This window comes from Acidisoma cellulosilyticum, from assembly GCF_020621385.1.
GTDB lineage: Bacteria > Pseudomonadota > Alphaproteobacteria > Acetobacterales > Acetobacteraceae > Acidisoma > Acidisoma cellulosilyticum.
Genome location: NZ_JAESVA010000001.1, coordinates 791,081 through 814,385, shown reverse-complemented (window position 1 = coordinate 814,385; position 23,305 = coordinate 791,081). Strand labels below are relative to the sequence as shown.

The window sequence follows — 23,305 nt, the reverse complement described above, 5'->3', positions numbered from 1 at the left end:
GATGACCGAAAATCACCATGGATTTTGACGGGCGGCTGTTGAGCGGTGTCGGCACGCTGATGGCGGTGGCGGAGACCGGCAGCTTCGCCCGAGCGGCGGAGGTGCTGGGCCTGACCCCCTCCGGCGTCAGTCGTGCCATCGGGCGGCTGGAAGCACGGCTCGCTCTGCGGCTGTTCGACCGCAATCCGCGTGCGACGACCCTGACCGCCGCCGGCCGCCGTCTGGTCGCGGACTTGGCACCCCTTGTGGCTGGGATGGAGGAGGCGACGCGCTCGGCTGCCGGGGAAGCGCAGGCGGTGCAGGGCCGGTTGCGCATCAATTGCGACCCCTGGTTCGCCTCCCTGCTTCTGGTGCCACGCCTGCAGGCCTTTCTGGACAGCTATCCGAAGCTGGAACTGGATGTGGTGGTGCGGGATCGGCTGGGCGATCTGATCTCGGACGGTTTCGACGCGGCGGTACGGTTTGGGGAGCCCGAACCCTCCGCCCTGATCACCCGCAAGCTTCTGGACACGCGGATCATGACCTGCGCGGCGCCATCCTATATCGCGCGGTACGGAAGGCCTGCGCATCCGGAGGATTTGGCGACGCCAAGCCATGAATGCCTGCTGTTCCGTGACCCTGCGACTGGCCGGCCTTTCGACTGGGAATTTCATCGCGATGGCCAGATTCTACCGGTCAACGTCCATGGAAGGTTGATTTTGGATGATGCGACAACCTCGGTCTCCGCCTGTCTGGCAGGGCTTGGCATCGCCCAGCCTATGGTGCTGGGCATGGCGCCGCTTCTGGAAAGCGGGCGGCTGATCGAGCTGTTTCCGGATTGGAACGGGGAGCATTTTCCGCTCCATGTCTATCATCCGTCGCGCCATCTGCCGCCGGCCAAGGTGCGCGCCTTTCTGGATTTCGTGTCGACGACTGTCGGCGGGCCGTGGGATGAACCGCTCGTTGCCCGTGTCAGGATGTGACCGAAGGCCCGAGCAATAGAGTTAATGGCCGAGATGGGGGGAAAGCAGCCTGTCGGTTTTCGGATCGGAACTGTGTTTAGCTGACAATCAGTGTGTTTTTGAGAGCGGTTTATCTAAGGCAGTGAGTTGTCGGTGTGGCAGAGATTTGAGTTTAAGCCTTCGGTCCCCAAATCTCTGCCATCTCCGCTGTGTCGCGCCCTGAGAACCGATCAAACAATCGGCTTTATTGTCGATTAAACTGGGATGAGCTTTCATAGCCGAGGCGAGCGGAGACGGTTAAGCGTCTCAACGATTGATGAGGTTCTGGTGTGATGCACCATAACGATCGCCCTGGACCGTTAGTCTGGCAAGTGCCTGGGCTATGCGTTCAAGGTCCTCGGCAGTAAGCTCAACATTCACTGCTCCAAGGTTTTCATCGAGCCGGTGCAGCTTGGTCGTGCCGGGGATCGGCACGATCCAGGGTTTCTGGGTGAGAAGCCAACTGAGCGCGATCTGTGCCGAGGTGCTGCCCTTATCGGCCGCGATCTCCTTGATCAGTTCGACCACCACCTGGTTAGCCTTCATCGCGTCCGGCGCGAAGCGGGGTACCGTGCTGCGGAAATCTCCTTTATCAAAGGTGGTCGTCGCCTCTAATTTGCCAGTAAGGAATCCCTTTCCGAGCGGGGCGAAAGGCACGAAGCCGATACCCAACTCTTCCAGAAGCGGCAGTATCTCCAGCTCCGGTTCGCGCCACCACATGGAGTATTCGCTCTGGAGGGCCGCCACGGGTTGCACCGCGTGCGCACGCCGGATCGATTGGGCGCCCGCTTCCGACATGCCGAAGTGCTTCACCTTGCCGGTGGCGATCAGGTCCTTCACCGCACCCGCGACATCCTCGATCGGCACATTGGGATCGACCCGGTGTTGATAAAAGAGATCAATGCGGTCGGTACGCAGACGCGTTAGCGCCTCATCGCACACCTGGCGGATGCGTTCTGGGCTGCTGTCGGTGCCTTGAGCGGGAACGGCGTTCTTAAAACCGAACTTGGTGGCGATTACGACCTCGTCACGGAAGGGTTGAAGGGCTTCGCCGACGACCTCCTCGTTGTGGTTAGGCCCGTAGGCTTCGGCCGTGTCGAAGAAGGTAACGCCACGCTCAAAGCCAGCGCGGATCAGCGCGATGGCTTCGCCGCGATCTGTGGCTGGTCCGTAGCCGAAGCTCAGGCCCATACAGCCGAGGCCAAGGGCGGAAACCTCTAAACCACTTTTTCCGAGTGTTCGTTTTTGCATTGAAACTCTCCTTGGTTTTAGCGTCCGCTCAACTTGAGAACCGCTTCGGGGAGCCGTTCGCCTTGAACAGTTATCTGAGCCAATTGCGTCTCTATCTGTTCCAGGTCGGCCGCCGTCAGCGTCAATTCAACACTGCCAAGGTTTTCCTGAAGGCGATGCGCTTTCGTCGTTCCTGGGATTGGAACAATCCAAGGTTTCTGAGACAGCAACCATGCAAGCGCTACCCGAGCCGGAGTAGTCCCTTTTTGCTCTGCAACGCTTCGGATGACATCAACCAGCGCCATGTTGGCCTTGCGTGCTTCAGGGGCGAGGCGTGGCACGTTGTTGCGGAAGTCTGTGGGGTCGAACTTCGTGTTCTCGTCGATCTTGCCGGTCAAAAAGCCTGCGCCAAGGGGACTGAACGGCACGAAGCCGATGCCGAGATCCTCAAGAGCAGGAAGAAGCTCACTTTCCGGGCCACGCCAGAACAAGGAATACTCGCTCTGAACAGCGGTCACAGGCTGAACCGCATGGGCGCGGCGGATTGTCCCCACACCGGCTTCCGATAGTCCGAAGTGCTTCACCTTCCCTGCTGCAATCAGGTCCTTGACCGCTCCGGCAACGTCTTCGATGGGTACTGCGCTATCTACGCGGTGCTGATAGAAAAGGTCGATCCGGTCGGTCTTCAGCCGCTTCAGGCTCGCTTCTGCGACTGCCTTGATGTGCTCCGGCCTGCTGTTCGTGCCACCCCGGCGCTCGCCGGTCTCCAGGTCAATGTCGAAGCCGAATTTGGTGGCGATGACCACTTGATCGCGTATCGGTTGGAGGGCTTCGCCGAGAAGGCGTTCATTCGTAAACGGGCCGTAGGACTCCGCCGTATCGAACATCGTCACGCCTTGTTCGTGGGCGTCGCGGATGAGCTTGATCATTTCCGCTATATCCGCCGGTGGCCCATAAAGCGCGCTCATGCTCATGCAGCCAAGGCCGAGTGCAGAGACCTCCAGGCCGTTTCCTAGGATACGACTATTCATAAGGTATTTCCTTTGATCTGGCCGAGCCAGTTTTGGACTTGATTGAGTGTGCGCCGCTCCTGATCGGCCTCCATCACAAAGGGAGAGGCGATCTGCGCACCGGGCGCGTGGCCTTGGATGACGGACAGACTATTGCCCAGGCCATAGCCGCCATGGGTGATGAAGGGGCGCACAGTCTTTCCTTGAAAGTTGTGCGCCTTCAGGAAGGTGCGAATGACCGGCGGCGCGGTCTCTCCCCATATCGGAAAGCAAAGAAAGACTGTGCTGTAACGGGAGAGATCCGAAACCGTCTGCACGATGGGCGGCTCGATCTGCTGGTCGCGTTCCAGGCGTGCTCGTGCAACGGTCGCTTCATAGTCATCGGGATAGGGTTTGGCTGGTTGTATCTCGAAAAACGCTGCCTTGAATCTACGCTGTATGATGCCCGCGATGACGCGCGTATTGCCTGACCGTGTGAAAAGAACGACGAGGCTTTTAGGCGAGCCTTGCTGCGTTGCATCCGGTTCGGCACTGGCGGCCGTCTTGGTCGCGGCGGCAAGCGCGGCGGATGCGGCCAAGATCAGGCGACGGGGCATCCCGGCCGGTCCCATCATCTAACGATTGGTGAAATCAGTTTTGACGCTGACGTCAGACCATGCCTTGATCTCGGCCCGCTGCGCCTCGATTTCCTCGCCCACGACCGCGATGGCATCACGACCCAGCAGCAGCCGCACCGGGAGATCGCCGCCCATGATGGTGTCCATCATGACTTGCGCGGCAAGATCCGGATCACCCGGCTGGGTGCCGTGCGTCTTGTCGGTCCCTTTGCGACGTGGGCCGGCAGTGGTGGCATAGGCATCAAGACCCTTATCGCTGCCACGCAGCGACCGGCCCGCAAACTCGGTGCGGAAGGCGCCGGGCTCTACGATCAGAACCTTGATGCCAAGCGGTGCCACTTCTTTCCGAAGTGCGTCGGACAACCCTTCCAGGGCACGCTTGGTCGCCGAATAGAAGCCCGAACCGGGTGAGGAGCGCTGTGCCGCAATGGAACTGATATTGACGATCGTCCCGGTCTTCCGCTCCCTCATGCCCGGCAAGACAGCCTTTATGACCGATACGGGGCCGAACACATTGGTCGCAAAGAGCGCGGCCACCTCTTCCTCGTCGCCTTCCTCAACCGCCGCGCGATAGCCGTACCCCGCGTTGTTCACCAGCACATCGATGCCGCCGAACCGCTCCCCGGCTAGGGCGACCACGCGGTCAATGGCTTGGCGGTCGGTGACATCGAGCGCGGCTGCGACCGCCGTCTTCGGATAGGCCGAGACGATATCCGCGACTGAATCCGGGTTCCGGGCAGTGACAACCACATTGAACCCTGCCTTGAGGACAGCCTGGGCCAGACTGCGCCCCAAACCGGCGGAACAGCCGGTGATGAGCCATGTCGTCATGCGCATCTCCTTTTCGGATGAAAGGCTGATCGGGTCTTTTCTGACCGGCCTTTGCTCGGCCTCTTACTTAACCTCGGGGCCTAACTTCGATAAGAAGGGGTAATCAGCATGCCGTCATAAGGTGACCTAATAGTTGAGCACCGAGAACTACAATAGCCTGGCCGCTTTCGTGGTGGTTGCCCGTAAGCGCAGCTTCACCCGGGCTGCCGCCAAACTGGGGGTGTCGCAGTCTGCCCTAAGCCAGACCATCAAGGGTCTGGAAACCCGTCTTGGCGTGCGGCTTCTGAGCCGTAACACCAGAAGCCTCCTGCCAACTGAGGCTGGTGATCGGCTCATGCGGACGCTCGCCCCACGCTTCGATGAAATGGAACACGAACTGGCGGCATTGAGCGCCTTGCGGGACAAGCCGTCCGGCACGATCAGAATTTCTGCAGGCGAACATCCGGCGGTGACTGTGCTGCAACCGGCCCTCAAACGGTTTCTGATCGACCATCCTGACATTCGGGTAGAAATCATCGTTGATCTCGGCCTGACGGACATTGTCGCCGAAGGCTATGACGCTGGCGTGCGCCTAGGCGAGCAGGTCGCCAAAGACATGATCGCTGTCCGGATCGCGCCGGATATGCGTGTCGCCGTCGTCGGCTCAGCCAGCTATTTCGACCGCCATCCGCGCCCGCTGATACCAGCCGATTTGACGGGACATAACTGCATCAATTTCCGGCTACCGACGTATGGCGGGCTGTTTCCGTGGGAGTTTGAAAAAGACGGCCGTGAGCTACGCGTGCGGGTCGAGGGGCAGCTTGTTTTCAATAACGCGGTGTTGCGCTTGCAATCGGTGCGGGATGGTCTGGGCCTCGCCTATATGCCAGAGGATCAAGCCCTCGAAGATATCGCCCAAGGTCGGTTGATCCGGGTGCTGGAAGACTGGTGTCCGCCTTTCCCCGGGTATCATCTGTATTACCCAAGCCGCAGACATGGCTCGTCGGCGTTTAAGCTGCTGATCGATGCTCTTCGCTACCCTCATTCATGGTGAGGCCGCCGACATCCGCTTTCGGGACTGCCCGAAGGTACCGTTAACGGCTGCATCGGGTCGTTACCGGCTGTTCGATAAGGAACATCATCAGTCCTCAACGATGCCGGTGCGGCAGTAGAGGCATGCAGCCCCTCCGCAAGACCGCGCTGCCATGGCTCACATCTTGGTCTTCCATCGGCTGTAGACAGCCGAGGCTTGCCCCTGCGCCAGAATGTGGCCTGCCATGGCTTTGGCCATCTCGGCGCCGGTAAAGCCAATGGGCAGCGTCAGGCTGCCGATGTTCAGCGCGAAGACCTCTACCACATAGCGATGTGGACGCTGGTCGTTGCGCGGCGGACAGGGGCCATCATAGCCGCCATAGGGGCCTGCCATGCCAGGCTTGGCGGCCAGGAATCTGGCATAGATGTTCGTGCCGCGCACGCCGTGGCTGGTGGGCCCCGTCGGCTTGCCTCCCTTGACGAAGCCCGCGCTATCCGCGCCTTCGGCCAGCGCATGAATCTGGACCGGGATATCGGCCAGAACCCAATGGTCAACGCTGATCCGCGGCGCATCCGACGGGATGGTAACGCCGGGCTTTTCGATCTGGTCGAAGCTGGCCGGTACGTCGAGGTCTTGCATACGCAGGGCATAAGACCGCGTGCCGCTCGGTCCCGCCGACCACGTGACGGCCGGGCTGATATCGGCCCCCTTCGTGCCGGCGGGCGGGCAGAAGGCATAACGATCCGCGATGACGCCGTGGGCCCCTGTTTCGCCGAACGTGACGGTGAGGTCCGCCGCCGCACTTGCGGAGGCCAGAAGACAGGTGCCGACGAAGGCCAGGGAAGAGACTCGAATGAGAGTGCGCATGGGATCGCTCCGGGCTGTGTGACCGCCCAAAACTATCCGTGGGAAACGGGGGATGACGGCCCGAAACGAGCAGGAATGCGCCGAAGCCAATCAAATCGGGACGGTCGGTTCCCTCGCCCGGGCGCGGGCGCTCGATGGCGTCTCGCCATAGAGGCGCCGGTAATGCACGGCGAAATGGGATCGGGACGCGAACCCTGTCGCGGCGAGCGTATCCGCGACCTCGGCACCCCGCTCGGTCAGCAGGATGCGGGCTGCGGCCATACGCTCGGCCAGGAGAAGCTTGGCGAAACTTTGGCCTTCGGCCAGCAACCGCCGCCGCAAGGTCGCGACCGAGCAGCCGAAATGCTGGGCCACCTCTGCCGCGGTCCAGGGATGGTGCAGCCGGTGGCGAATGAACTGGCGCAGGGCATCGGCAAAGGATTGCTCAGCATATTTCGGTGTCAGCGAGATCGCTCCGCGCTCCGCCAGAACAAGAACGATTTCCAGGAAGCGGTGCTGTGCGAGTGGCTGCGAGACTGTGGATTGACCCGACCCATAGCCGCGCCCGACCGCGTGAATAAGCGTATCGGTAAGGATCGCATCGACCGGAAGGCGGCTGAGATGGGGCGGCGATACCGGGTTGGAGAACTGCGGCCAGCGCCGTGCGGCCTCGATCATCAACGAGCGTGGCAGCCGCACAAACAGGGCGCGATAGTGCTCGGACAAAGTGTCTGGGAAGTTGGTGACATCCATTACGGCACCGGCCAGTGCGACAAAGGCCTCACCGGGACGATAGAGGTATCGGTCAATGCCAAAGCGAACCTCCTTCTTGCCCTCCAGAAGCACGATAAGTCCGTTCGTCGGCAGCGTCAGTTCCTTGAAGTGTTCGCGTTGCCGGGCCACGAAGGCGGAGATGGATGGAACATCGTCCGCGCTGCCGCCCGCACGCGCGTCATGCGGCGCCAGAGGCAGCAACCGCTTCCAAGCCTCATTCCTTGGGTTCGCTTCAAAACTCATCGATGACCGCCCCGGTGCCTCTCATCGAGAGACTTTACGCAAAACCAACAAGGACGTCCGCTAATGATCGAGGCTTTTGCCTGGGTCAGCGTTTAGAGCGTTTCCTGTTCGCTTATGCTCACAGGCGCCGCTCCACTCCGACCGCGTTGCCTTAGGCATGCGCCAGCGATGAATGTCCGCTTCTGGGGTCGTTTTCCGAGTTGGCCTATGCCCTGTTTGGGTCGATAGCCGATGCGCATTGCAGCCTGATTTAAAGCATGCCCTGCCGCTGCAGCCATTCCTGATACCAGCCGGGCCAAAGCGCGGTATCGCTCCCCGGCTGTCCCATGCCGAAACCATGGCCGCCTTGGGCGAGCCTATGCCACTCCACCGGCACGTCGGCTTTGGCACAGGCTTGCGCCATGATCCGCGTATTCGCGGGGTTGGAGATCGGGTCGTCGTCGGCCTGGACGAGAAAGACCGGCGGGCCGTTTTTCCGGACCGCGGTCTGCACGGACCAGTCCGCGCTCTCCGCCGCGCTCGGGGTCTGTCCGATCAGCACGCGCCTTGTCGATGTATTGTCATAGGGTGGCTCAAGGGTGATGACCGGATAGATCAAGGCCGCATTGTCAGGCCGCGCCGAAAGCCGATCCACCGCGTCGACCGGTGCATAGGATGCTTTATCAAATCGCGTTGCCGTCATGCCCATCAGATGCCCGCCGGATGAGAAGCCGAGAACGCCGATCCTGCCGTCCTGAAGGCCAGCTTGAGCACGGACGAGGCGCATGGCCCGCTGCGCATCCTGCAGCGGTGCGTAAGGTCCGGCGGACCATCCCTCATCCGGAAGACGATACAGCAGGGCAAAGGCCGTGATGCCGCGCGCGGCCAACCAATGCGCGGCGGGCGCCGCCTCCATCCCCATCTCGATATGTCTGTAGCCACCGCCAGCGGCGACCAGAACGGCTGCGCCGGTGGGGTTTTCAGGGCGATAGACCCGCAGATGCGGGATCGCGATGTGGCTGATGGCGCCGCGCGTGCTGATGCGTTCCGGCCCCGCCGGGCCGCCGCCGCCCGGCGGTCCATCTGGCCAAAGCGGGATGATATCGCGCGCCTCAGCCCTTGCGGCGCTGGGCAAGACCAGGCCCGTGGCGAGTGCCGCGAGCGCGGCGCGGCGGGTCAGATGGGCTGTCATGTGAAATAGGCCGGATATTCGCCGCGCAGCCGGGCCAGATCAGGGATCACCACATTGAGGTGATCCGTCATCGCGACTTGCGCGCTGACCGCGTCGCCGGCGGCAATCGCGTCGCGTACAAGCCGATGCTCGCTGACGACCTGGATCATGCGGCCCGGTGCCGGCAGGGTCAGGACTCGGGTACGGTCGATCTGCAACTTCACCTGTTTCACAAGTCGCCAGAGGCCGGGACGGTCAGCGATCATGCCGATCGTCTCATGAAAAAACTCATCGGCCTCGTGAAACAGTCCCGTATCGCCGGCCTCCGCGAGTGCGGTCTGCCGTGCCAGCAACTGGTCCAACCGCGCGATATCGGTGGGTTTGGCGAGCGCCGCTGCGCGTGAGACAGCAAGGCTTTCCAGCGCTTGGCGGATATCGAGCGCTTCCGGAATCGCGTCGGCCTTGATGCGGGAGACGAAGGTGCCCGATTGCGGAAAGATATCGACCAGCCCGTCTTCCGCCAGGCGAATCAACGCTTCCCGCACCGGCGTGCGGCTGACGGCGAATTCCGCGCAGAGCAGCTTGTCCTGCAGGGCGGTTCCGGGCGGCAGCGCATTGCTCAAGATAGCCGCATGCAGATGACGGTAAATCGCGACTGCCGAGGTGATGCGCGGCAGGCGCGGCGCGTTCGCAATCACTTGATCCACGAGGGATTGCGAATTGCGGATCGAAGGGCCGTCGCTTGACATTCTAATATATCAATTCCATTTTTGCATCTGAACAAGAGGGCGCCACGAATGCGCCCCCAAAGCAACTGAGAAGACTGCGGGGGCAGCTGACCATGGCCTTACATCCAGACAGACTTTTCCCGAGCGATCCTGCGACCCGCGCTGTCGCCCGTCGGCTGTATCACACCATAGCGACCCTGCCGATCATCTCCCCCCACGGGCATACCGAACCCCGCTGGTATAGCGAGAATGCGCCGTTTCCGGATCCCGCGACGCTGTTCGTCAAGCCTGACCACTATATCTTTCGCATGCTCTATTCCCAGGGGATTTCACTTGAGTCGCTCGGGATTTCGCGGCGTGACGGACAGGACGTGGAAACCGACAGCCGCAAAATCTGGCGCATCTTCGCCCGTCATTTCCACCTGTTCCGCGGCACGCCGACGCGGCTTTGGTTTGAACAGTCTCTGGAAGACCTCTTCGGGATCACCGAGCGGTTGAACGAAGACAATGCTGACAGGCTCTATGATGTCATCGCCGATCACCTCGGTCAGGACGCGTTTCGCCCACGCGCCCTGTATGAACGTTTCAACCTGGAAGCGATCGCGACGACCGACAGCGCTTTGAGCGATCTGGAGAATCATGCCGCACTCCGCGCGTCAGGTTGGCAGGGGCGGGTGGTGCCGACCTATCGGCCGGATTTCACGGTCGATCCCGCGCGTGAGGGTTTTGCCGCCAATGTCGCGCAGCTTACGGCCATGACCGGCGAGGCTATGACCTGGCAAGGTTATCTGTCAGCACACCGGCAACGCCGCGCCTTTTTCATATCGATGGGCGCTACGGCGACGGATCACGGTCATCCGACCGCACAGACGGCTGACCTGCCGCAGACAGACGCCGCCGTTTTGTTCACGCGGATTATCGCGGGACAAGGGAGTGCTGCCGAGGCCGAACTGTTCCGGGCGCAGATGCTGACGGAAATGGCGCGGATGAGCATCGAGGACGGGTTGGTCATGCAGCTGCATCCCGGCTCTTTCCGCAATCACAACCCGCTCGTCTTCCGCGATTTCGGGCCGGATATGGGCGCGGATATCCCGTCGTCCACCGATTATGTGCGGGCATTGAAACCCTTGTTGGATGCGGTCGGCAATGACCCTCATCTCACCCTCATTCTCTTCACGCTTGATGAAACGAGTTACGGGCGGGAACTGGCACCGCTCGCCGGCCATTATCCTTGTCTGCGCCTGGGGCCGCCCTGGTGGTTCTTCGACAGTCCCGAGGGCATGAAGCGCTTTCGAGAGATAGCGACGGAGACGGCAGGTTTCGCGAATACGGTCGGCTTCAATGACGACACGCGCGCCTATCTCTCCATTCCCGCGCGGCATGACATGGCGCGCCGGGTCGATTGCGCCTTCCTGGCTGGCCTCGTCGTGCAGCACCGGCTTAACGAGGATGAGGCGCAGGCTATCGCTCAAGACCTTGCCTATAATCTTGCGAAGAAGGCCTACAAGCTCTGACGGATGCCGGGTCGCGATCCGTCATGCGGAGAAGACCCGTCAGTATCGTAATGCCGCTGGAAAACGGCCCCATTTGCGGCTAACGACCGCCATGAAAAGGACGATATAGAAAAAATCGGCTAGGCATCGGGCCGACATTCGCAGTTAAGTGGCAGAGAGAGCATGCGCGCTCGAAAGCGGAACATTCGACGGTGATCGGACAGAGTGTGAGCGGCGATTCCGATTTTAATGTCCCCGGCTTGATGGACGCAGGGAAGCGGCCTGAAAGCTCGCTTGCGCGCAAGTCTCTCGTGGGCGTGTTTCTGTTCGTCATCGGCGGGCTGGTGGTGACCGCGATCCTGACCGGGGAGACGCCGCCGCCGGTCGGCATGGCGGCCTATTTCATCAATGGCCAGACCATCTCGGTTGGCCGCCACACGCTGGATCTGGCGAAGCCGATTTTCGTGCGCGGTGCTGCGGCGATTTGCCCGACGGAGTCGGATCTCGAAAATTATTCGGCGGGCAGTCCGGGCGATTGCACGATGGTGACGAACGGCTTGCCGGCAGGCCTTGTCGGCATTCAGGCGGACGGCATGCGCGAACCCTCGATCCAGATGCAGATGCAGACGCCGAACGGCCCGGTCAAAGGCTGGGTCGATTACAACAATCTTCACAATTGAAGCCGCAGCCGCAGGGCTTTACAGAAAAGGCCGCACCGGAGATCGGAGCGGCCTTTTTTATGTCGGCTTGGACGGGTCGCTTACCGCGCGGCGATCGGCCCAAGCATGTCTTCCGGCTTCACCCAGGCGTCGAACTGCTCTTCGGTCAGAAAGCCGAGCGAGAGCGCCGATTCCTTCAGACTGCTATTCTCGCGATGCGCCTTCAGCGCGATCTGGGCCGACTTCTCGTATCCGATATGACGGTTCAGCGCCGTCACCAGCATCAGCGAGCTTTCCAGATTGTGCTTCAGCCGCTCGTAATTCGGCTCGATGCCGCGCGCGCAATGCTCATCGAAGGCCAGCATGCTCTCGCTCATGATCGTCGCGGACTGCAGCAGGTTATACAGCATGACAGGCTTGTAGACGTTGAGCTGGAAATTGCCCTGGCTCGCGGCGAAGGCGACGGCAGCGTCATTGCCGTAAACCTGCACGGCCACCATCGTCATCGATTCGCACTGCGTCGGGTTGATCTTGCCCGGCATGATGGAAGAACCAGGCTCGTTCTCGGGGATAAGGATTTCGGCCAGGCCGGCACGCGGACCGCAGGCATGCCAGCGGACGTCGTTCGCGATCTTGAGCAGCGCGCCGGCCAGCGTGCGCAGCGTCCCGCTGGAATGAGCCATGGCGTCATGCGCGGAGAGTGCGGCGAATTTATTGGGGGCCGAGACGAAAGGATGACCGGTCGTCTCGGCAATATGGCGTGCCGTCGTCTCGCCGAATTTCGGATGGGCGTTGAGGCCGGTGCCGACCGCGGTGCCGCCGATGGCGAGCTCCATCAGCCAAGGCAACCCCTCCTTGATGGCGCGGGCCGCTTCATCCAGCTGCGCCACCCAACCGCCGATGGCCTGTCCGAGGGTGATCGGCGTCGCGTCCTGCAGATGGGTACGGCCGATCATGATGACATGGGCGAATGCGCGCGCCTTCGCATCCAGCGTATCGCGCAGAACGGTGATCGCGGGCAGCAGCTTGCCGGCGATCACTTCGACCGCCGCGATATACATCGCCGTCGGGAAGGTATCGTTGGAGGACTGGCCGCGATTGACGTCGTCATTCGGATTGATCGGGGTCTTGGAGCCGAGCACGCCGCCCGCGATCTGGATCGCGCGGTTCGCGATCACCTCGTTCGCATTCATATTGCTCTGCGTGCCGGAGCCGGTCTGGAACACGACGAGGGGAAATTCGTCATCCCATGTGCCGGCGATCACCTCATCCGCCGCCTGGACGATGAGTGCGACTTTTTCGGGCGGCAGTTCGCCGAGCTCGCCATTGGCGAGGGCGGCCGATTTTTTCAGGACGCCGAGAGCGCGGATAACGGGCCGCGACCACGTGAAATTGTCCCGGCCGATCGGGAAGTTGTGGATCGAGCGTTCGGTTTGAGCGCCCCAAAGCCGGTTGTTGGGCACGGGCACATCGCCCAGCGCATCATGCTCAATGCGGATATCCGCGGCCGTCTGGGTGTCGGTCATCATCGGTTCCTTGGCATGGCTGCCCCGAAAGCGGAGCAGGGTTTGCAGGTCAGGAGGCTATAGCGGAACTTCGCGCCCCTCCGCCAAGGCCGCGCGGAGAATGCCGGCATGGCGGGAAAGCAGAGCTTCCGCCTGGGGGGCGTCGATAGCGCGGAGGATCATGAGGACGGCTGTCTTGATCCGGCCTTGCGCTGCCTCCAGAGTTTCGGCGGCGTCTTCGGCCGAACAGCCGGTCAGGTCTGCGACCATCCGCTGGGCGCGGGCGAGAAGCTTGGCATTGGTGGGCCGCATCTCGACCATCCGCCCGTCATGGATGCGGCCGAGCCGGATCATGATCTGGGTCGAGAGCAAGGTCAGCACCGCCTTCTGGGCCGTGCCTGCCCTCATGCGGGTGGAACCGGCGATGGCCTCCGCGCCGGTTTCGAGCAAAACGGCATGGTCGGCGGCGGCCAGAAGCGGCGCGCCGCGGCTATTGGCGATGCCGATGGTCAGCGCGCCGGCGGCACGCGCCGTTTCGACCGCCGCGATCGCGAAGGGGGTGGTGCCGCTGGCGGCGAGCGCGATCAGCACATCGTCAGGGCTGACGCCCGCCGTTTCAAGCTCGGCGCGGGCGGCATCGGCATTATCCTCGGCCCCTTCCGCCGCCCGCAGCAGGCTGCCGGTGCCGCCGGCGATGACGAGATGCGTCCGCGCGTAAGGCCAGTCGAAGGTCGGCGGCAGTTCGGCGGCGTCGAGTGCCGCCAACCGGCCGGAGGTGCCGGCGCCCGCATAGATCAGCCGGCCTTGACCTGTCGCTAGACGCGCGGCGGCGGCATCGGCGGCCGCAGCCAGGACCGGCAAAGCCGGACGAAGGGCTGCCATCGCCGCCATCTGTCCTTCCCAGAGCGTTTCCAGCGCGGTCGCGCTGTCCCACAGGTCAAGGTCCCGGTAGCGCCGGTTGACGGCTTCGGTTTGGGGCACCGGTGGAGACAATCGTGATGAAACGGTCATGGTTCGGGTTGACGCCAGCCTGCTCGCGCCGTCAAGCGCCTCTCGTGCAGCGCTTATGGTGCAAATGCGAAGGCCAGGGTTCTAGCCAATTCCTCACGCTCGCGTATGGTAGCGCCTCGCCTGAAAAGGAGCCCTGTCGTATGGTCGCACGCATCATTGCCGTCGATCCGTTTGATTTCGTCATCTTCGGCGGTTCGGGAGATCTCTCTCGCCGCAAGCTTCTCCCTGCCTTGTACCAGCGTGACCGTGACGGCCAGTTGCCGGCCGAGGCGCGCATCATCGGCACCTCTCGCCGGAAGGTGACCGACGAAGAGTTCCAGAAGGTCGCCCGCGAGGCCATCGAGAGCTTCGTGCCGAGCGCCGATATGGACGCCGAGGTGCTGGAACGGTTCGTCGCCCGCGTCGGCTATGTGTCGATGGACGCGACCGGCTCGGAAGGCTGGGACGTTCTCGCCAAGCGCCTGAACGAGGAGAAGGATCGCATCCGCGTCTTCTATCTCTCGACCGCGCCGGATATTTTTGGCCCGATCTGCGAGCAGATCAACGCCCACGGCCTGATCACCGATAAAAGCCGCGTGGTGATCGAAAAGCCGCTGGGCAAGGATCTTGAATCCGCCCAGGCGCTGAACGCCTCGGTCGGCAAGATCTTCCCGGAAACCAGCGTCTACCGCATCGACCATTACCTGGGTAAGGAAACGGTGCAGAACCTCATGGCTCTGCGCTTCGCCAATTCCCTGTTCGAGCCGGTCTGGAACGCGCGCTACATCGACCATGTCCAGATCACGGTCGCCGAGGAAGTCGGACTGGAAAGCCGGGCCGGCTATTACGATACGGCCGGCGCCATGCGCGATATGATCCAGAATCACATCATGCAGCTGCTCTGCCTGACCGCGATGGAAGTGCCGACCTCGCTCGACGCCGACAGCGTGCGGGACGAGAAGCTGAAGGTCCTGCATTCCCTGAAGCCGATGAACCCGACGCAGGTCGCCCATCAGACTGTGCGCGGCCAGTACACGGCCGGCGCTTCGACCAAGGGTCCGGTGCGCGGCTATCTGGAAGAACTCGGCCACCCGACCAGCATGACCGAGACCTTTGTCGCCCTGAAGGCCGAGGTCGGCAATTGGCGCTGGGCCGGCGTGCCTTTCTATCTGCGCACCGGCAAGCGCCTGCCCTCCCGCGTGTCGGAGATCGTCGTCCAGTTCCGGCCGATCCCGCATAGCGTCTTCGAGGAGAATGCCGGCCAGCTGCAAGCCAATCGCCTTGTCATCCGCGTGCAGCCGGATGAGGGCGTGAAGCTTTGGCTGATGATCAAGGATCCGGGTCCGGGCGGCATGCGCCTGCAGCACGTTCCGCTGGACATGAGCTTCGCCAAGGCTTTCGCGGTGCGCAGCCCGGATGCCTATGAGCGGTTGATCATGGATGTCGTGCGCGGCAACCAGACCTTGTTCATGCGCGGCGATGAGGTTGAGGCCGCCTGGCGCTGGGTCGATCCGATCATGGATGCCTGGATGTCCTCGGGCGAATTCCCGAAGACCTATCGCGCCGGCACCTGGGGCCCCTCGGCTTCCGTCGCCCTGTTGGAGCGTGACGGCCGCAGCTGGCACGAAGAGTAAACGACCGACGAAGGGGGGAGGGCTCGCCCTTCCCCCCGACGTCGTGCTGTGCGGAACTTACCTGCGGCCGATAGGACCGAGAATTACGCCGCCTTGGCGATCAATCCATGCGGGTCGATCACGTATTTCCTGGCCGCGCCGGCGTCAAAAGACTCGTATCCCTTGGGCGCATCTTCCAGCCCGATCACCGTCGCATTGACGATTTCGGCAATATTGACGCGGTCATAAAGGATCGCCTGCATCAGCATACGATTGTAGCGGATCACCGGCGTCTGTCCCGTATGCAGCGTATGGGCCTTCGACCAGCCCTTGCCGAAGCGGAGCGACAGGCTGCCGACCTTGGCCGCCGCGTCCACCGCCCCCGGATCATCCGTTACGTACAGACCCGGAATGCCGATGCTGCCGGCCGCCCGTGTGATCTCCATCATCTGGTTCAGCACCACCGCCGGCTGCTCCCCGCCGGCATGGCCGCGCGCCTCGAACCCCACGGCGTCGATCGCCGAATCGACCTCCGGCACGCCCACTACTTCGGCGATCATCTCCCCCAGCCGGTCATGCTTGGAGAGGTCGATCGGCTCGAACCCCATGGCCTTGGCATGGGCCAGACGCTCGGGATTGAAGTCACCCACCATGGTCACGGCCGCGCCGAGCAGGCGGGCGGAGGCGGCCGCCGCCATGCCGACCGGACCCGCGCCCGCGACATAGACCGTGGAGCCGACCCCGACCTTGGCGCCCATCGCGCCGTGAAACCCGGTCGGGAAAATATCGGTGAGCATGGTGAGGTCACGGATCTTCGCCATGGCCCGCGCCTTGTCCGGGAACTTCATCAGGTTGAAGTCGGCGTAAGGCACCATGACGTAGCGCGCCTGCCCGCCGATCCAGCCGCCCATATCGACATAGCCGTAGGCGCCGCCGGCCCGACCGTCATTCACCGTCAGGCAGACGCCGGTATCGCCGCCGCGACAGGTGCGGCAGCGGCCGCAGGCGACATTGAAGGGCACGGAGACGAGATCGCCTTTCGCGACCATTTCCACATCCCGTCCGGTCTCGATCACCTCACCGGTGATTTCGTGGCCCAGGACCAGACCGGCCGGCGCCGTCGTGCGGCCGCGCACCATATGCTGGTCGGAGCCGCAGATATTGGTGGCGACGATTTTCAGGATCGCCGCATGCTCGATCCGCCGCCCGTCCGGCGCTTGCAGCTTGGGGTCCGGAATATCCTGCACTTCTACGTGTTTGGGACCGAGATAGACGACGCCGCGATTGCCGCTCATGGCTTTGCTTCCCTTTCGGCCGATCTTCTCATCCGGGCGATCTGCCCGGCGGGATGGCCTGAGGCGGAGGGTCGCGCGAACCGGCCTCGGCTTCAATGACCCCTGCGACAAGGGAGCAGCAGATACCGGCCACATTTTCGCGCGCAGGGTTGCCGCAGGCCGGGCTTGGTGCGAATTTGCGGCAAGACCATTCCCAGAAGATCTAACGAGGACCGACATGGCAAAAATCCCGGTGAAGACCCCCGTCGTAGAACTCGACGGCGATGAGATGACCCGAATCATCTGGGGTTTCATCAAGGAGAAGCTCATTGTCCCCTATCTTGATATCGACCTGAAATATTATGATCTCGGGATCGAATATCGCGACCAGACCGACGATCAGGTGACGGTCGATGCCGCCCACGCCATCAAGCAATACGGCGTCGGCGTGAAATGCGCGACCATCACCCCGGACGAAGCCCGCGTGACGGAATTCGGCCTCAAGAAGATGTGGCGCAGCCCGAACGGCACCATCCGCAACATCCTGGACGGTACCATTTTCCGTGAGCCGATCATCTGCTCCAACGTGCCGCGTCTGGTGCCGCATTGGAACGAGCCGATTGTCGTCGGACGTCATGCCTACGGCGACATCTACCGCGCCGCCGAGACCAAGATCCCCGGCCCGGGCCGCGTGACCCTGAACTATGTGCCGGCCGATGGTTCCGCGCCGATGGAACTGGAAGTCCATGACTTCAAGGGTCCGGGCGTGGCGCTCGGCATCCACAATACCCTGGCTTCCATCCAGGGCTTTGCCCGCGCCAGCTTCAATTACGGCCTGGCTCGCAAATACCCGGTCTATCTCTCGACGAAGAACACGATCCTGAAAGCCTATGACGGCATGTTCAAGGACGCCTTCCAGGAGATCTTCGACGCCGAATTCAAGGCCGAATTCGACAAGCTGGGCATCACCTACGAACACCGCCTGATCGACGACATGGTGGCCTCCGCGCTGAAGTGGAACGGCGGCTATGTCTGGGCCTGTAAGAATTATGACGGCGACGTGGAAAGCGACATCGTCGCCCAGGGCTTCGGCTCGCTCGGCCTGATGACCAGCGTGCTGCTCGACCCGTCGGGTTCCGTCGTGGAAAGCGAGGCCGCGCATGGCACGGTGACGCGCCATTACCGCGAGCATCAGAAGGGCCGCCCGACCAGCACCAACCCCATCGCCAGCGTCTTCGCCTGGACGCGCGGGCTGATCTATCGCGGCCGCTTCGACAATACGCCGGACGTCACCGCCTTCGCCGAGACGCTGGAACGCGTCTGCGTCGAGACGGTGGAGAGCGGCTTCATGACGAAGGATCTGGCCGTCCTCATCGCGAAGGACCAGCCTTTCCTGACGACCCAGGATTTCCTGGCCAAGATCGACGACAATCTGAAGCTGGCGATGTCCAAGGCGTAAAAGCCCGCCTCTCGTAACCAACGACTGCCAAACCCACCTATGTGTCGCCCGCGGCTTCATGCCGCGGGGGACAAAATGGGGGTTGGATCATGGCGCGCCGCAAAAGCTACCCGACTGGATTGGCGGGGCTCGGCCTCGCCTGGACGGTGCCGCAGGTGATGTCTCTGCGGCTGGCCAAAATCGCCCGCGGCGGTAAGCGCGGCGCGGCCGAATCCCAGTTGATGGTGACGGAGAAGATCGCGGCGGCCGCTGTCGCGCAGGGCATCATGGCCCGTGCGATAATGACGGGCTCGCCTGAAAAGGGCGCGGAAGCCGTCACCCGCTTCTATGCCCGCAAGGTCGCGGCCAATAAGCGACGCCTCAGCAAAGGCTGACGCGGCTCCGATTGTCATTGCATGGTCATGCAGCGGCCTCTCTGCCGCGTTGATCGCACTCCCATCTCTTTGGAGACAAGAAGGGGGAGGCGAACTTGGCCCATAAGAGCAAGTCCAAGGACAAGCACGACCAGGGTGGTGGAAACGGCGGTGATGAGGGCGAGCCGCCTGCGGCCGGTCCCGGCCCGGATGAGCCGTCGCCGAGCTTCGCTCAGCCGCAGCCTGGGGCGGACCCGACCGAATTCGTCATCCATCACCCGACCGATGACGCCGCCTATGCCAAGATCGACAAGCTCAACAAGGCGCATAAGCTGCGGCCCATCGCCTTTCCGGCGCCGCGCGGCGGGGTTGAGCCGCGCCTGACGCTCGCCGACATCTACGGCACCAGCGGTGCCGCCGCCGAAAAGATGATCACGCAATCCGGCCAGCTCGTCTTCCACTCCGTGGGCGACACCGGCAGCACGCGCGGACCGGAAAGCCAGAGCGAGGTCGCCGACAAGATGGTCAGCGATTTCAATGAGTCAGAGCCGAAGGACGTGCCGAAATTCTTCCTCCATCTGGGCGACGTCATCTATAATTTCGGCGAGGCCGAATATTATTACGATCAGTTCTACGACCCCTATCGCGGCTATCCGGCACCGATCGTCGCACTCGCCGGCAATCATGACGGCATGACCGTCCCCGGCTCGAACGCGACCACGCTTGCTGCCTTCCTGGATAATTTCTGCGCCGAGGATTTCCACCGCACGGCGGATTCGGGCGGATTGCTGCGCACGGCGCAGATCCAGCCCGGCGTCTTTTATACCTTCGAGGCGCCTTTCCTGCGCTGCTTCGTGCTCTATTCCAACACGCTGGAAGACCCGGGTGTCATATCATCCGAGGACGGCACCTGGCCTGAGATTGGCGACAGCCAGCTCGCCTATCTGGAAGCCGCGCTGAAACGCGCGAAACACGAAAAATTCGCCGGCGCCATCGTCATCGCGCATCACCACCCGGCCTATACGGCGGGCACAACTCATGGCTGGAGCATCACGCTGCGGGAGGAGGTCGACGCCATTTGCGAGAAGGTCGGGCTCTGGCCGCATGCCGTGCTGTCAGGGCATGCCCATAACTACCAGCGCTTCACGCGCCTGCATGGGGCTATGCAGATCCCCTATATCATTGCCGGCAATGGCGGCCATGCCGTCGCCAAACTGTCGCGCAAGGGGCAGTTGCCGCTGCGCGCGCCGACCAAGCTGCAGATGCCCAAGGGCGACAAGGATCAGGTGATTCTGGAGAGCTATGACGATCAGAATTACGGCTATCTGCGCATCGTGGTGACGGAGACGCAGCTCCGCATCGAATATCATCCGGCGAGCGACGGGGAGACGGCGAAAACGCCGGATGACACGGTCGTCGTCGATCTGGCGACAAGGCTGATCACGCCGCTCTAGAGTCCGTCAGGTTTAGTTGGAAACGCCACTAAATCTGTCGTGCGCGGGCCCCGACCCGCGCATCTACCCGGTGGAGCAAGCAATCGGCCGGCTGGGCGCCGCGGTGGGTAGGTCCGCGCAACAAGTGCGCGGATGACAAATTATCTATTAAAACCTGACAGACTCTAGCCGCCGCTGGGGGTGAAGGCGTCGAAGACCATGATGGTATAGGTGTCGCGAATCCCCGGCACGCGGTGCAGGTGCTCGTTCACGAACAATCCAGGGTCGAGCCCGTCTTCCAGGCGGAACTGCACCAGCAGGTCCCAATGTCCCGATGTCGAGTAGATCTGGGAGGCGTTTTCGAACTCATCGGCCAGTTGTGCCGCCACCTGATAGGCCTGGCCGAGGTCACATTTGATTTGCACGAAAATCGAATTCATCGGCGCTCCAACCATTCCCGAAGCCCCATCCTAACTCAGAACCGCGCGGCTGGGAGAGGGGCGGGAGGGCAGGCCAGAGCCGAATTCCGCGATCACAGCGTCGATGAACAGGCGCAGCTTCGGCGTCATCCGCCGGTCCGCCGCATAAAGAAGATGCATGGGCCGCAGCGGCCCCTCGTAATCCGGCAGCAGCTGGATCAGCCGGCCTTCGGCCAATTCCTGTGTCAGGGCCGATTCCGGGCCGAGGGTGATGCCGAAGCCGTCGAGCGCGGCGGCGAGCAGGCCTTTCCAGTCATTCACCTTGAGACGGCCGGAGACCGGCACGTCAAAGCTTTGGCCATCCCGCCGGAACTGCCATTGCCGGCCGAGGCCGCTCGTCCAGAAGGCGAAGCCGAGGCATTCGTGCCTGGCCAAATCGGCTGGGGTTTGCGGTGTACCGCGCGCCGCCAGATAGGCGGGTGAGGCGCAGGCGATCAGCCGGTAAGGTGCCAGCGGACGCGCGATCAACCGGCTGTCCCCGATCGGGCCGAGGCGGATGATCGCCTCGAACCCATCCTCGATCGGATCGACCAGCCGGTCCGTCAGGGTCAGTTCGACTTCGACCTCCGGGTGCTGGCGCAGAAAGCGAGTGACGAGTGGCGTCAGCATCTGCGCGCCGAAGGTCACTGGTGCATTGACGCGCAGCTTGCCGCGCGGGGACAGGCGAGCGGTTTGCGCAAGCGTTTCGGCTTCCTCGACTTCCGCCAGGATCGTCCGGCAGCGATCGGCATAGGCGCGGCCGACTTCGGTCAGGCTGTGCTTGCGCGTCGTCCGCTGCAGCAGCCTTGCGCCGAGACGATCCTCCAGCGCCACGACATGCTTCGCGACCATCTGCGGCGATAGGCCGAGCGCGGCCCCCGCTGCCGCGAAGGAGCCGAGGTCCACGGCGCGCAGGAAGACGGTCATGCTGGTCAGCCGATCGAGCATTGCCCACTCATGATTGGGAAAGAATTTCTTTCAGCAGAATTTATCGCTAAATGGTTGGCAAATAAACTCTCGCCATTCCAAGAGCGAGGACAAGGACATGCGTATCGGCAGTATCGGGGCTGGGTTTCTGGCCCGCGCTTTCGCGAGGCGGGCCATTGCGGCAGGGCATCAGGTCATGCTCAGCAATGCGCGCGGGCCAAAAACGCTGACAAGCGTGCCGAGCGGCACGGGTGCCACCATCGGCACGGCCGAGGACGCCGCAGCCTTTGGGGATATTGTCTTCCTCGCTCTGCCTTTCGCGGCGCGGGACAGTCTCGCGGACCTGCCGCTGGCCGGGAAGATCGTGCTCGACGCCAATAATTATTATCCCGAGCGGGACGGCGTGGTTGCAGACCTGGATGAGCAACGGACGACGACCAGTGGCATGATCGCGGCCCTTCTGCCGCAATCCCGTCTGGTGAAGGCCTTCAACGCCATTCTGGCCGTGGATCTGGAACCGGGATCGTCGCTGCTGCCGTCAGGGGCGCGCCGAGCGCTGCCGATCGCGGGGGAGGATGCGGCGGCCAAAGCCGTCGTTGCCGGTCTGCATGCGGAGATCGGTTTCGATGCGCTGGACGCGGGCGGCCTGGCAGAAAGCTGGCGCTTCGAACGCGCGAAGCCGGCTTACTGCATTCCCCTCGACCTTGACGGGATGATCGCAGCGCTTGCGGCCGCGAAGCGGGACGAGGCTTTGCCGCACGGCTCCTGGCGGCCCTGACCCTTAGCTTCGCATGCGGACCAGGCGGGAGAAGCCCTGCAGGCGAAACTGGGAAAGCAGCCCGCCCGCGACGATCATGGCGGCACCGATCAGCGCGACCAGTCCGGGCGTATGGCCGAACATGAAGAGGTCGAGCAGCATGGCCCAGACCATGCCGCCATATTGCCAGGGTGCGAGTTGGGAAATCTGGCCGATGCGGATGGCGGCCGCGATCGTCAGCAACCCGCCTGTCTGCGTCGCCGCCGCTGCCACGATCAGCAGAAGTGCGGAAGTCGGCACGGGTCGCCAGACGAAGGGCATGAACCAGACGAGCAGGACGAGCCCCACGACGGCCGCCTGGGCCATTACATCCATGGTCGTCATGCTGTCGCGGGCGCGACGGATCAGCATCTGCTGCATGGCGTAGAGCGTCGCGGAGCCGAAAGCGGCGACAATACCGATCAGATGGGCTGACTGGCCTTGGTTCCGTCCGCCAGGATGGACGATGACGATGACACCCGCGAATCCGACGGCGATGGCGATCCATCGCTGAACAGAAACCTTCTCCCGCAGAAAAACGGCAGCCATGGCGGTTGCGAGCAGAGGTGCCAGGAAGCTGAAGGCGGTCGCCGTCGTCACCGGCAGATAGCCGTAGCCGATGGTCGCCAGCACCGCGGAGATGACGAGGGTGAGAGCGGTCAGGCGCTGCAGCCAGGGATGGGGTGGGGACAGCACCCGCGCCAGCGACGGCGGCCGAGCGCCCACCAGCGGCATGGCCGAGATTCCCGCAAGCACCAGGATCGAGCGCAGGACGAATAATTGCATGGCATTGAAATGCCACGCCTGGATCAGCTGTTTGCTCAGCGCATAACCGAGCGAGTACAGCAGCGACGAGAGGATGACCAGGCCAATGGCAAGGCCGTTGCCTGGTCGCAGCTGCGCCCGGAGCGAAGCGAGGCGCAT

At 62.7% G+C, this 23,305-nt stretch carries 23 protein-coding genes; 9 read left to right on the top strand and 14 right to left on the bottom strand.

All coding sequences use genetic code 11. From position 1 onward, the window contains the following. Positions 1-17 precede the first annotated feature (17 nt). On the top strand, positions 18-962 hold the full coding sequence (locus tag ACELLULO517_RS03820; RefSeq protein ID WP_227305937.1) for a LysR family transcriptional regulator: 945 nt from the start codon (positions 18-20) through the stop codon (positions 960-962). Positions 963-1,247: 285 nt separating this feature from the next. Here ACELLULO517_RS03820 and ACELLULO517_RS03815 read toward each other — a convergent pair whose 3' ends face one another. Genes ACELLULO517_RS03815 through ACELLULO517_RS03800 form a run of 4 tightly spaced genes read right to left on the bottom strand, consistent with a single transcriptional unit; the run spans position 1,248 to position 4,668 of the window. Further along, positions 1,248-2,231, bottom strand: coding sequence for an aldo/keto reductase (locus ACELLULO517_RS03815; RefSeq protein WP_227305936.1), 984 nt, complete (start codon positions 2,229-2,231; stop codon positions 1,248-1,250). Between the two features lie 17 nt (positions 2,232-2,248). After that, positions 2,249-3,241 (bottom strand): aldo/keto reductase, encoded by a 993-nt coding sequence (locus ACELLULO517_RS03810; RefSeq protein WP_227305935.1) that lies wholly within the window; start codon positions 3,239-3,241, stop codon positions 2,249-2,251. Beyond that, positions 3,238-3,816 (bottom strand): flavodoxin, encoded by a 579-nt coding sequence (locus tag ACELLULO517_RS03805; RefSeq protein WP_227305934.1) that lies wholly within the window; start codon positions 3,814-3,816, stop codon positions 3,238-3,240. The genes ACELLULO517_RS03810 and ACELLULO517_RS03805 overlap by 4 nt, the downstream gene beginning before the upstream one ends. 18 nt (positions 3,817-3,834) lie before the next feature. Then, positions 3,835-4,668 carry an oxidoreductase gene (locus tag ACELLULO517_RS03800; RefSeq protein ID WP_227305933.1) on the bottom strand — a complete coding sequence of 278 codons (834 nt, stop codon included), beginning with the start codon at positions 4,666-4,668 and terminating at the stop codon, positions 3,835-3,837. A gap of 133 nt (positions 4,669-4,801) precedes the next feature. Here ACELLULO517_RS03800 and ACELLULO517_RS03795 point away from each other — a divergent pair, with 133 nt between their 5' ends. Then, positions 4,802-5,701: a LysR family transcriptional regulator gene (locus ACELLULO517_RS03795; RefSeq protein ID WP_227305932.1), complete on the top strand. Its 900-nt coding sequence runs from the start codon at positions 4,802-4,804 to the stop codon at positions 5,699-5,701. Between the two features lie 156 nt (positions 5,702-5,857). Here ACELLULO517_RS03795 and ACELLULO517_RS03790 read toward each other — a convergent pair whose 3' ends face one another. The 4 genes from ACELLULO517_RS03790 to ACELLULO517_RS03775 form a co-directional block, all read right to left on the bottom strand. Beyond that, the gene (locus ACELLULO517_RS03790; protein WP_227305931.1) at positions 5,858-6,547 is read right to left on the bottom strand and encodes a YbhB/YbcL family Raf kinase inhibitor-like protein; all 690 of its coding nucleotides are present in this window, start codon (positions 6,545-6,547) and stop codon (positions 5,858-5,860) included. A 90-nt stretch (positions 6,548-6,637) separates the two neighbouring features. Next, positions 6,638-7,543: a helix-turn-helix transcriptional regulator gene (locus ACELLULO517_RS03785; RefSeq protein ID WP_227305930.1), complete on the bottom strand. Its 906-nt coding sequence runs from the start codon at positions 7,541-7,543 to the stop codon at positions 6,638-6,640. A 250-nt stretch (positions 7,544-7,793) separates the two neighbouring features. After that, positions 7,794-8,714 carry an alpha/beta hydrolase gene (locus ACELLULO517_RS03780; RefSeq protein ID WP_227305929.1) on the bottom strand — a complete coding sequence of 307 codons (921 nt, stop codon included), beginning with the start codon at positions 8,712-8,714 and terminating at the stop codon, positions 7,794-7,796. Beyond that, entirely contained in the window at positions 8,711-9,442 is a 732-nt protein-coding gene (locus tag ACELLULO517_RS03775; RefSeq protein ID WP_227305928.1) for a GntR family transcriptional regulator, read from the bottom strand. The genes ACELLULO517_RS03780 and ACELLULO517_RS03775 overlap by 4 nt, the downstream gene beginning before the upstream one ends. 92 nt (positions 9,443-9,534) lie before the next feature. Between ACELLULO517_RS03775 and uxaC the strand changes: the two genes are divergently transcribed. Both uxaC and ACELLULO517_RS03765 read left to right on the top strand, forming a co-directional pair. Beyond that, positions 9,535-10,935: a glucuronate isomerase gene (uxaC, locus tag ACELLULO517_RS03770; RefSeq protein WP_227305927.1), complete on the top strand. Its 1,401-nt coding sequence runs from the start codon at positions 9,535-9,537 to the stop codon at positions 10,933-10,935. A gap of 206 nt (positions 10,936-11,141) precedes the next feature. Next, on the top strand, positions 11,142-11,594 hold the full coding sequence (locus ACELLULO517_RS03765; RefSeq protein WP_227305926.1) for a hypothetical protein: 453 nt from the start codon (positions 11,142-11,144) through the stop codon (positions 11,592-11,594). Between the two features lie 80 nt (positions 11,595-11,674). Here the strand turns inward: ACELLULO517_RS03765 and fumC are convergent, their stop codons facing one another. After that, positions 11,675-13,099, bottom strand: coding sequence for a class II fumarate hydratase (fumC, locus tag ACELLULO517_RS03760; protein ID WP_227305925.1), 1,425 nt, complete (start codon positions 13,097-13,099; stop codon positions 11,675-11,677). Positions 13,100-13,156: 57 nt separating this feature from the next. Next, positions 13,157-14,059, bottom strand: coding sequence for an N-acetylmuramic acid 6-phosphate etherase (locus ACELLULO517_RS03755; RefSeq protein WP_227305924.1), 903 nt, complete (start codon positions 14,057-14,059; stop codon positions 13,157-13,159). Between the two features lie 170 nt (positions 14,060-14,229). Between ACELLULO517_RS03755 and zwf the strand changes: the two genes are divergently transcribed. Further along, positions 14,230-15,702: a glucose-6-phosphate dehydrogenase gene (gene zwf / locus ACELLULO517_RS03750; protein WP_227305923.1), complete on the top strand. Its 1,473-nt coding sequence runs from the start codon at positions 14,230-14,232 to the stop codon at positions 15,700-15,702. Between the two features lie 83 nt (positions 15,703-15,785). Here the strand turns inward: zwf and fdhA are convergent, their stop codons facing one another. Continuing rightward, on the bottom strand, positions 15,786-16,976 hold the full coding sequence (fdhA, locus tag ACELLULO517_RS03745) for a formaldehyde dehydrogenase, glutathione-independent (protein ID WP_227305922.1): 1,191 nt from the start codon (positions 16,974-16,976) through the stop codon (positions 15,786-15,788). Between the two features lie 217 nt (positions 16,977-17,193). Between fdhA and ACELLULO517_RS03740 the strand changes: the two genes are divergently transcribed. The 3 genes from ACELLULO517_RS03740 (at position 17,194) to ACELLULO517_RS03730 (ending at position 20,221) form a co-directional block, all read left to right on the top strand. Then, positions 17,194-18,414 (top strand): NADP-dependent isocitrate dehydrogenase, encoded by a 1,221-nt coding sequence (locus ACELLULO517_RS03740; protein ID WP_227305921.1) that lies wholly within the window; start codon positions 17,194-17,196, stop codon positions 18,412-18,414. Between the two features lie 89 nt (positions 18,415-18,503). Continuing rightward, on the top strand, positions 18,504-18,788 hold the full coding sequence (locus ACELLULO517_RS03735; RefSeq protein ID WP_227305920.1) for a hypothetical protein: 285 nt from the start codon (positions 18,504-18,506) through the stop codon (positions 18,786-18,788). A gap of 95 nt (positions 18,789-18,883) precedes the next feature. Beyond that, positions 18,884-20,221 (top strand): metallophosphoesterase family protein, encoded by a 1,338-nt coding sequence (locus ACELLULO517_RS03730; protein WP_227305919.1) that lies wholly within the window; start codon positions 18,884-18,886, stop codon positions 20,219-20,221. Between the two features lie 164 nt (positions 20,222-20,385). On the opposite strand, the gene ACELLULO517_RS03725 is transcribed toward ACELLULO517_RS03730, so the two are convergent. Further along, positions 20,386-20,640, bottom strand: a complete 255-nt coding sequence (locus ACELLULO517_RS03725; protein ID WP_227305918.1) for an Lrp/AsnC ligand binding domain-containing protein — start codon at positions 20,638-20,640, stop codon at positions 20,386-20,388. A 30-nt stretch (positions 20,641-20,670) separates the two neighbouring features. After that, a complete protein-coding gene (locus ACELLULO517_RS03720; RefSeq protein ID WP_227305917.1) occupies positions 20,671-21,606 on the bottom strand; it encodes a LysR family transcriptional regulator in 936 nt (311 codons plus the stop codon). Between the two features lie 97 nt (positions 21,607-21,703). Between ACELLULO517_RS03720 and ACELLULO517_RS03715 the strand changes: the two genes are divergently transcribed. Beyond that, the gene (locus tag ACELLULO517_RS03715; RefSeq protein ID WP_227305916.1) at positions 21,704-22,363 is read left to right on the top strand and encodes an NADPH-dependent F420 reductase; all 660 of its coding nucleotides are present in this window, start codon (positions 21,704-21,706) and stop codon (positions 22,361-22,363) included. A 3-nt stretch (positions 22,364-22,366) separates the two neighbouring features. On the opposite strand, the gene ACELLULO517_RS03710 is transcribed toward ACELLULO517_RS03715, so the two are convergent. After that, complete coding sequence (locus ACELLULO517_RS03710) at positions 22,367-23,305, bottom strand: DMT family transporter (RefSeq protein ID WP_227305915.1); 939 nt, start codon at positions 23,303-23,305, stop codon at positions 22,367-22,369.

Bases quoted from the DNA above. Each gene is read 5' to 3' on its own strand.
- ACELLULO517_RS03820 (WP_227305937.1), top strand. From the start codon at position 18: ATGGATTTTGACGGGCGGCTGTTGAGCGGTGTCGGCACGCTGATGGCG.
- ACELLULO517_RS03815 (WP_227305936.1), bottom strand. From the start codon at position 2,231: ATGCAAAAACGAACACTCGGAAAAAGTGGTTTAGAGGTTTCCGCCCTT.
- ACELLULO517_RS03810 (WP_227305935.1), bottom strand. From the start codon at position 3,241: ATGAATAGTCGTATCCTAGGAAACGGCCTGGAGGTCTCTGCACTCGGC.
- ACELLULO517_RS03805 (WP_227305934.1), bottom strand. From the start codon at position 3,816: ATGCCCCGTCGCCTGATCTTGGCCGCATCCGCCGCGCTTGCCGCCGCG.
- ACELLULO517_RS03800 (WP_227305933.1), bottom strand. From the start codon at position 4,668: ATGACGACATGGCTCATCACCGGCTGTTCCGCCGGTTTGGGGCGCAGT.
- ACELLULO517_RS03790 (WP_227305931.1), bottom strand. From the start codon at position 6,547: ATGCGCACTCTCATTCGAGTCTCTTCCCTGGCCTTCGTCGGCACCTGT.
- ACELLULO517_RS03785 (WP_227305930.1), bottom strand. From the start codon at position 7,543: ATGAGTTTTGAAGCGAACCCAAGGAATGAGGCTTGGAAGCGGTTGCTG.
- ACELLULO517_RS03780 (WP_227305929.1), bottom strand. From the start codon at position 8,714: ATGACAGCCCATCTGACCCGCCGCGCCGCGCTCGCGGCACTCGCCACG.
- ACELLULO517_RS03775 (WP_227305928.1), bottom strand. From the start codon at position 9,442: ATGTCAAGCGACGGCCCTTCGATCCGCAATTCGCAATCCCTCGTGGAT.
- uxaC (WP_227305927.1), top strand. From the start codon at position 9,535: ATGGCCTTACATCCAGACAGACTTTTCCCGAGCGATCCTGCGACCCGC.
- fumC (WP_227305925.1), bottom strand. From the start codon at position 13,099: ATGACCGACACCCAGACGGCCGCGGATATCCGCATTGAGCATGATGCG.
- zwf (WP_227305923.1), top strand. From the start codon at position 14,230: ATGGTCGCACGCATCATTGCCGTCGATCCGTTTGATTTCGTCATCTTC.
- fdhA (WP_227305922.1), bottom strand. From the start codon at position 16,976: ATGAGCGGCAATCGCGGCGTCGTCTATCTCGGTCCCAAACACGTAGAA.
- ACELLULO517_RS03740 (WP_227305921.1), top strand. From the start codon at position 17,194: ATGGCAAAAATCCCGGTGAAGACCCCCGTCGTAGAACTCGACGGCGAT.
- ACELLULO517_RS03735 (WP_227305920.1), top strand. From the start codon at position 18,504: ATGGCGCGCCGCAAAAGCTACCCGACTGGATTGGCGGGGCTCGGCCTC.
- ACELLULO517_RS03725 (WP_227305918.1), bottom strand. From the start codon at position 20,640: ATGAATTCGATTTTCGTGCAAATCAAATGTGACCTCGGCCAGGCCTAT.
- ACELLULO517_RS03720 (WP_227305917.1), bottom strand. From the start codon at position 21,606: ATGCTCGATCGGCTGACCAGCATGACCGTCTTCCTGCGCGCCGTGGAC.
- ACELLULO517_RS03715 (WP_227305916.1), top strand. From the start codon at position 21,704: ATGCGTATCGGCAGTATCGGGGCTGGGTTTCTGGCCCGCGCTTTCGCG.
- ACELLULO517_RS03710 (WP_227305915.1), bottom strand. From the start codon at position 23,305: ATGCGCCTCGCTTCGCTCCGGGCGCAGCTGCGACCAGGCAACGGCCTT.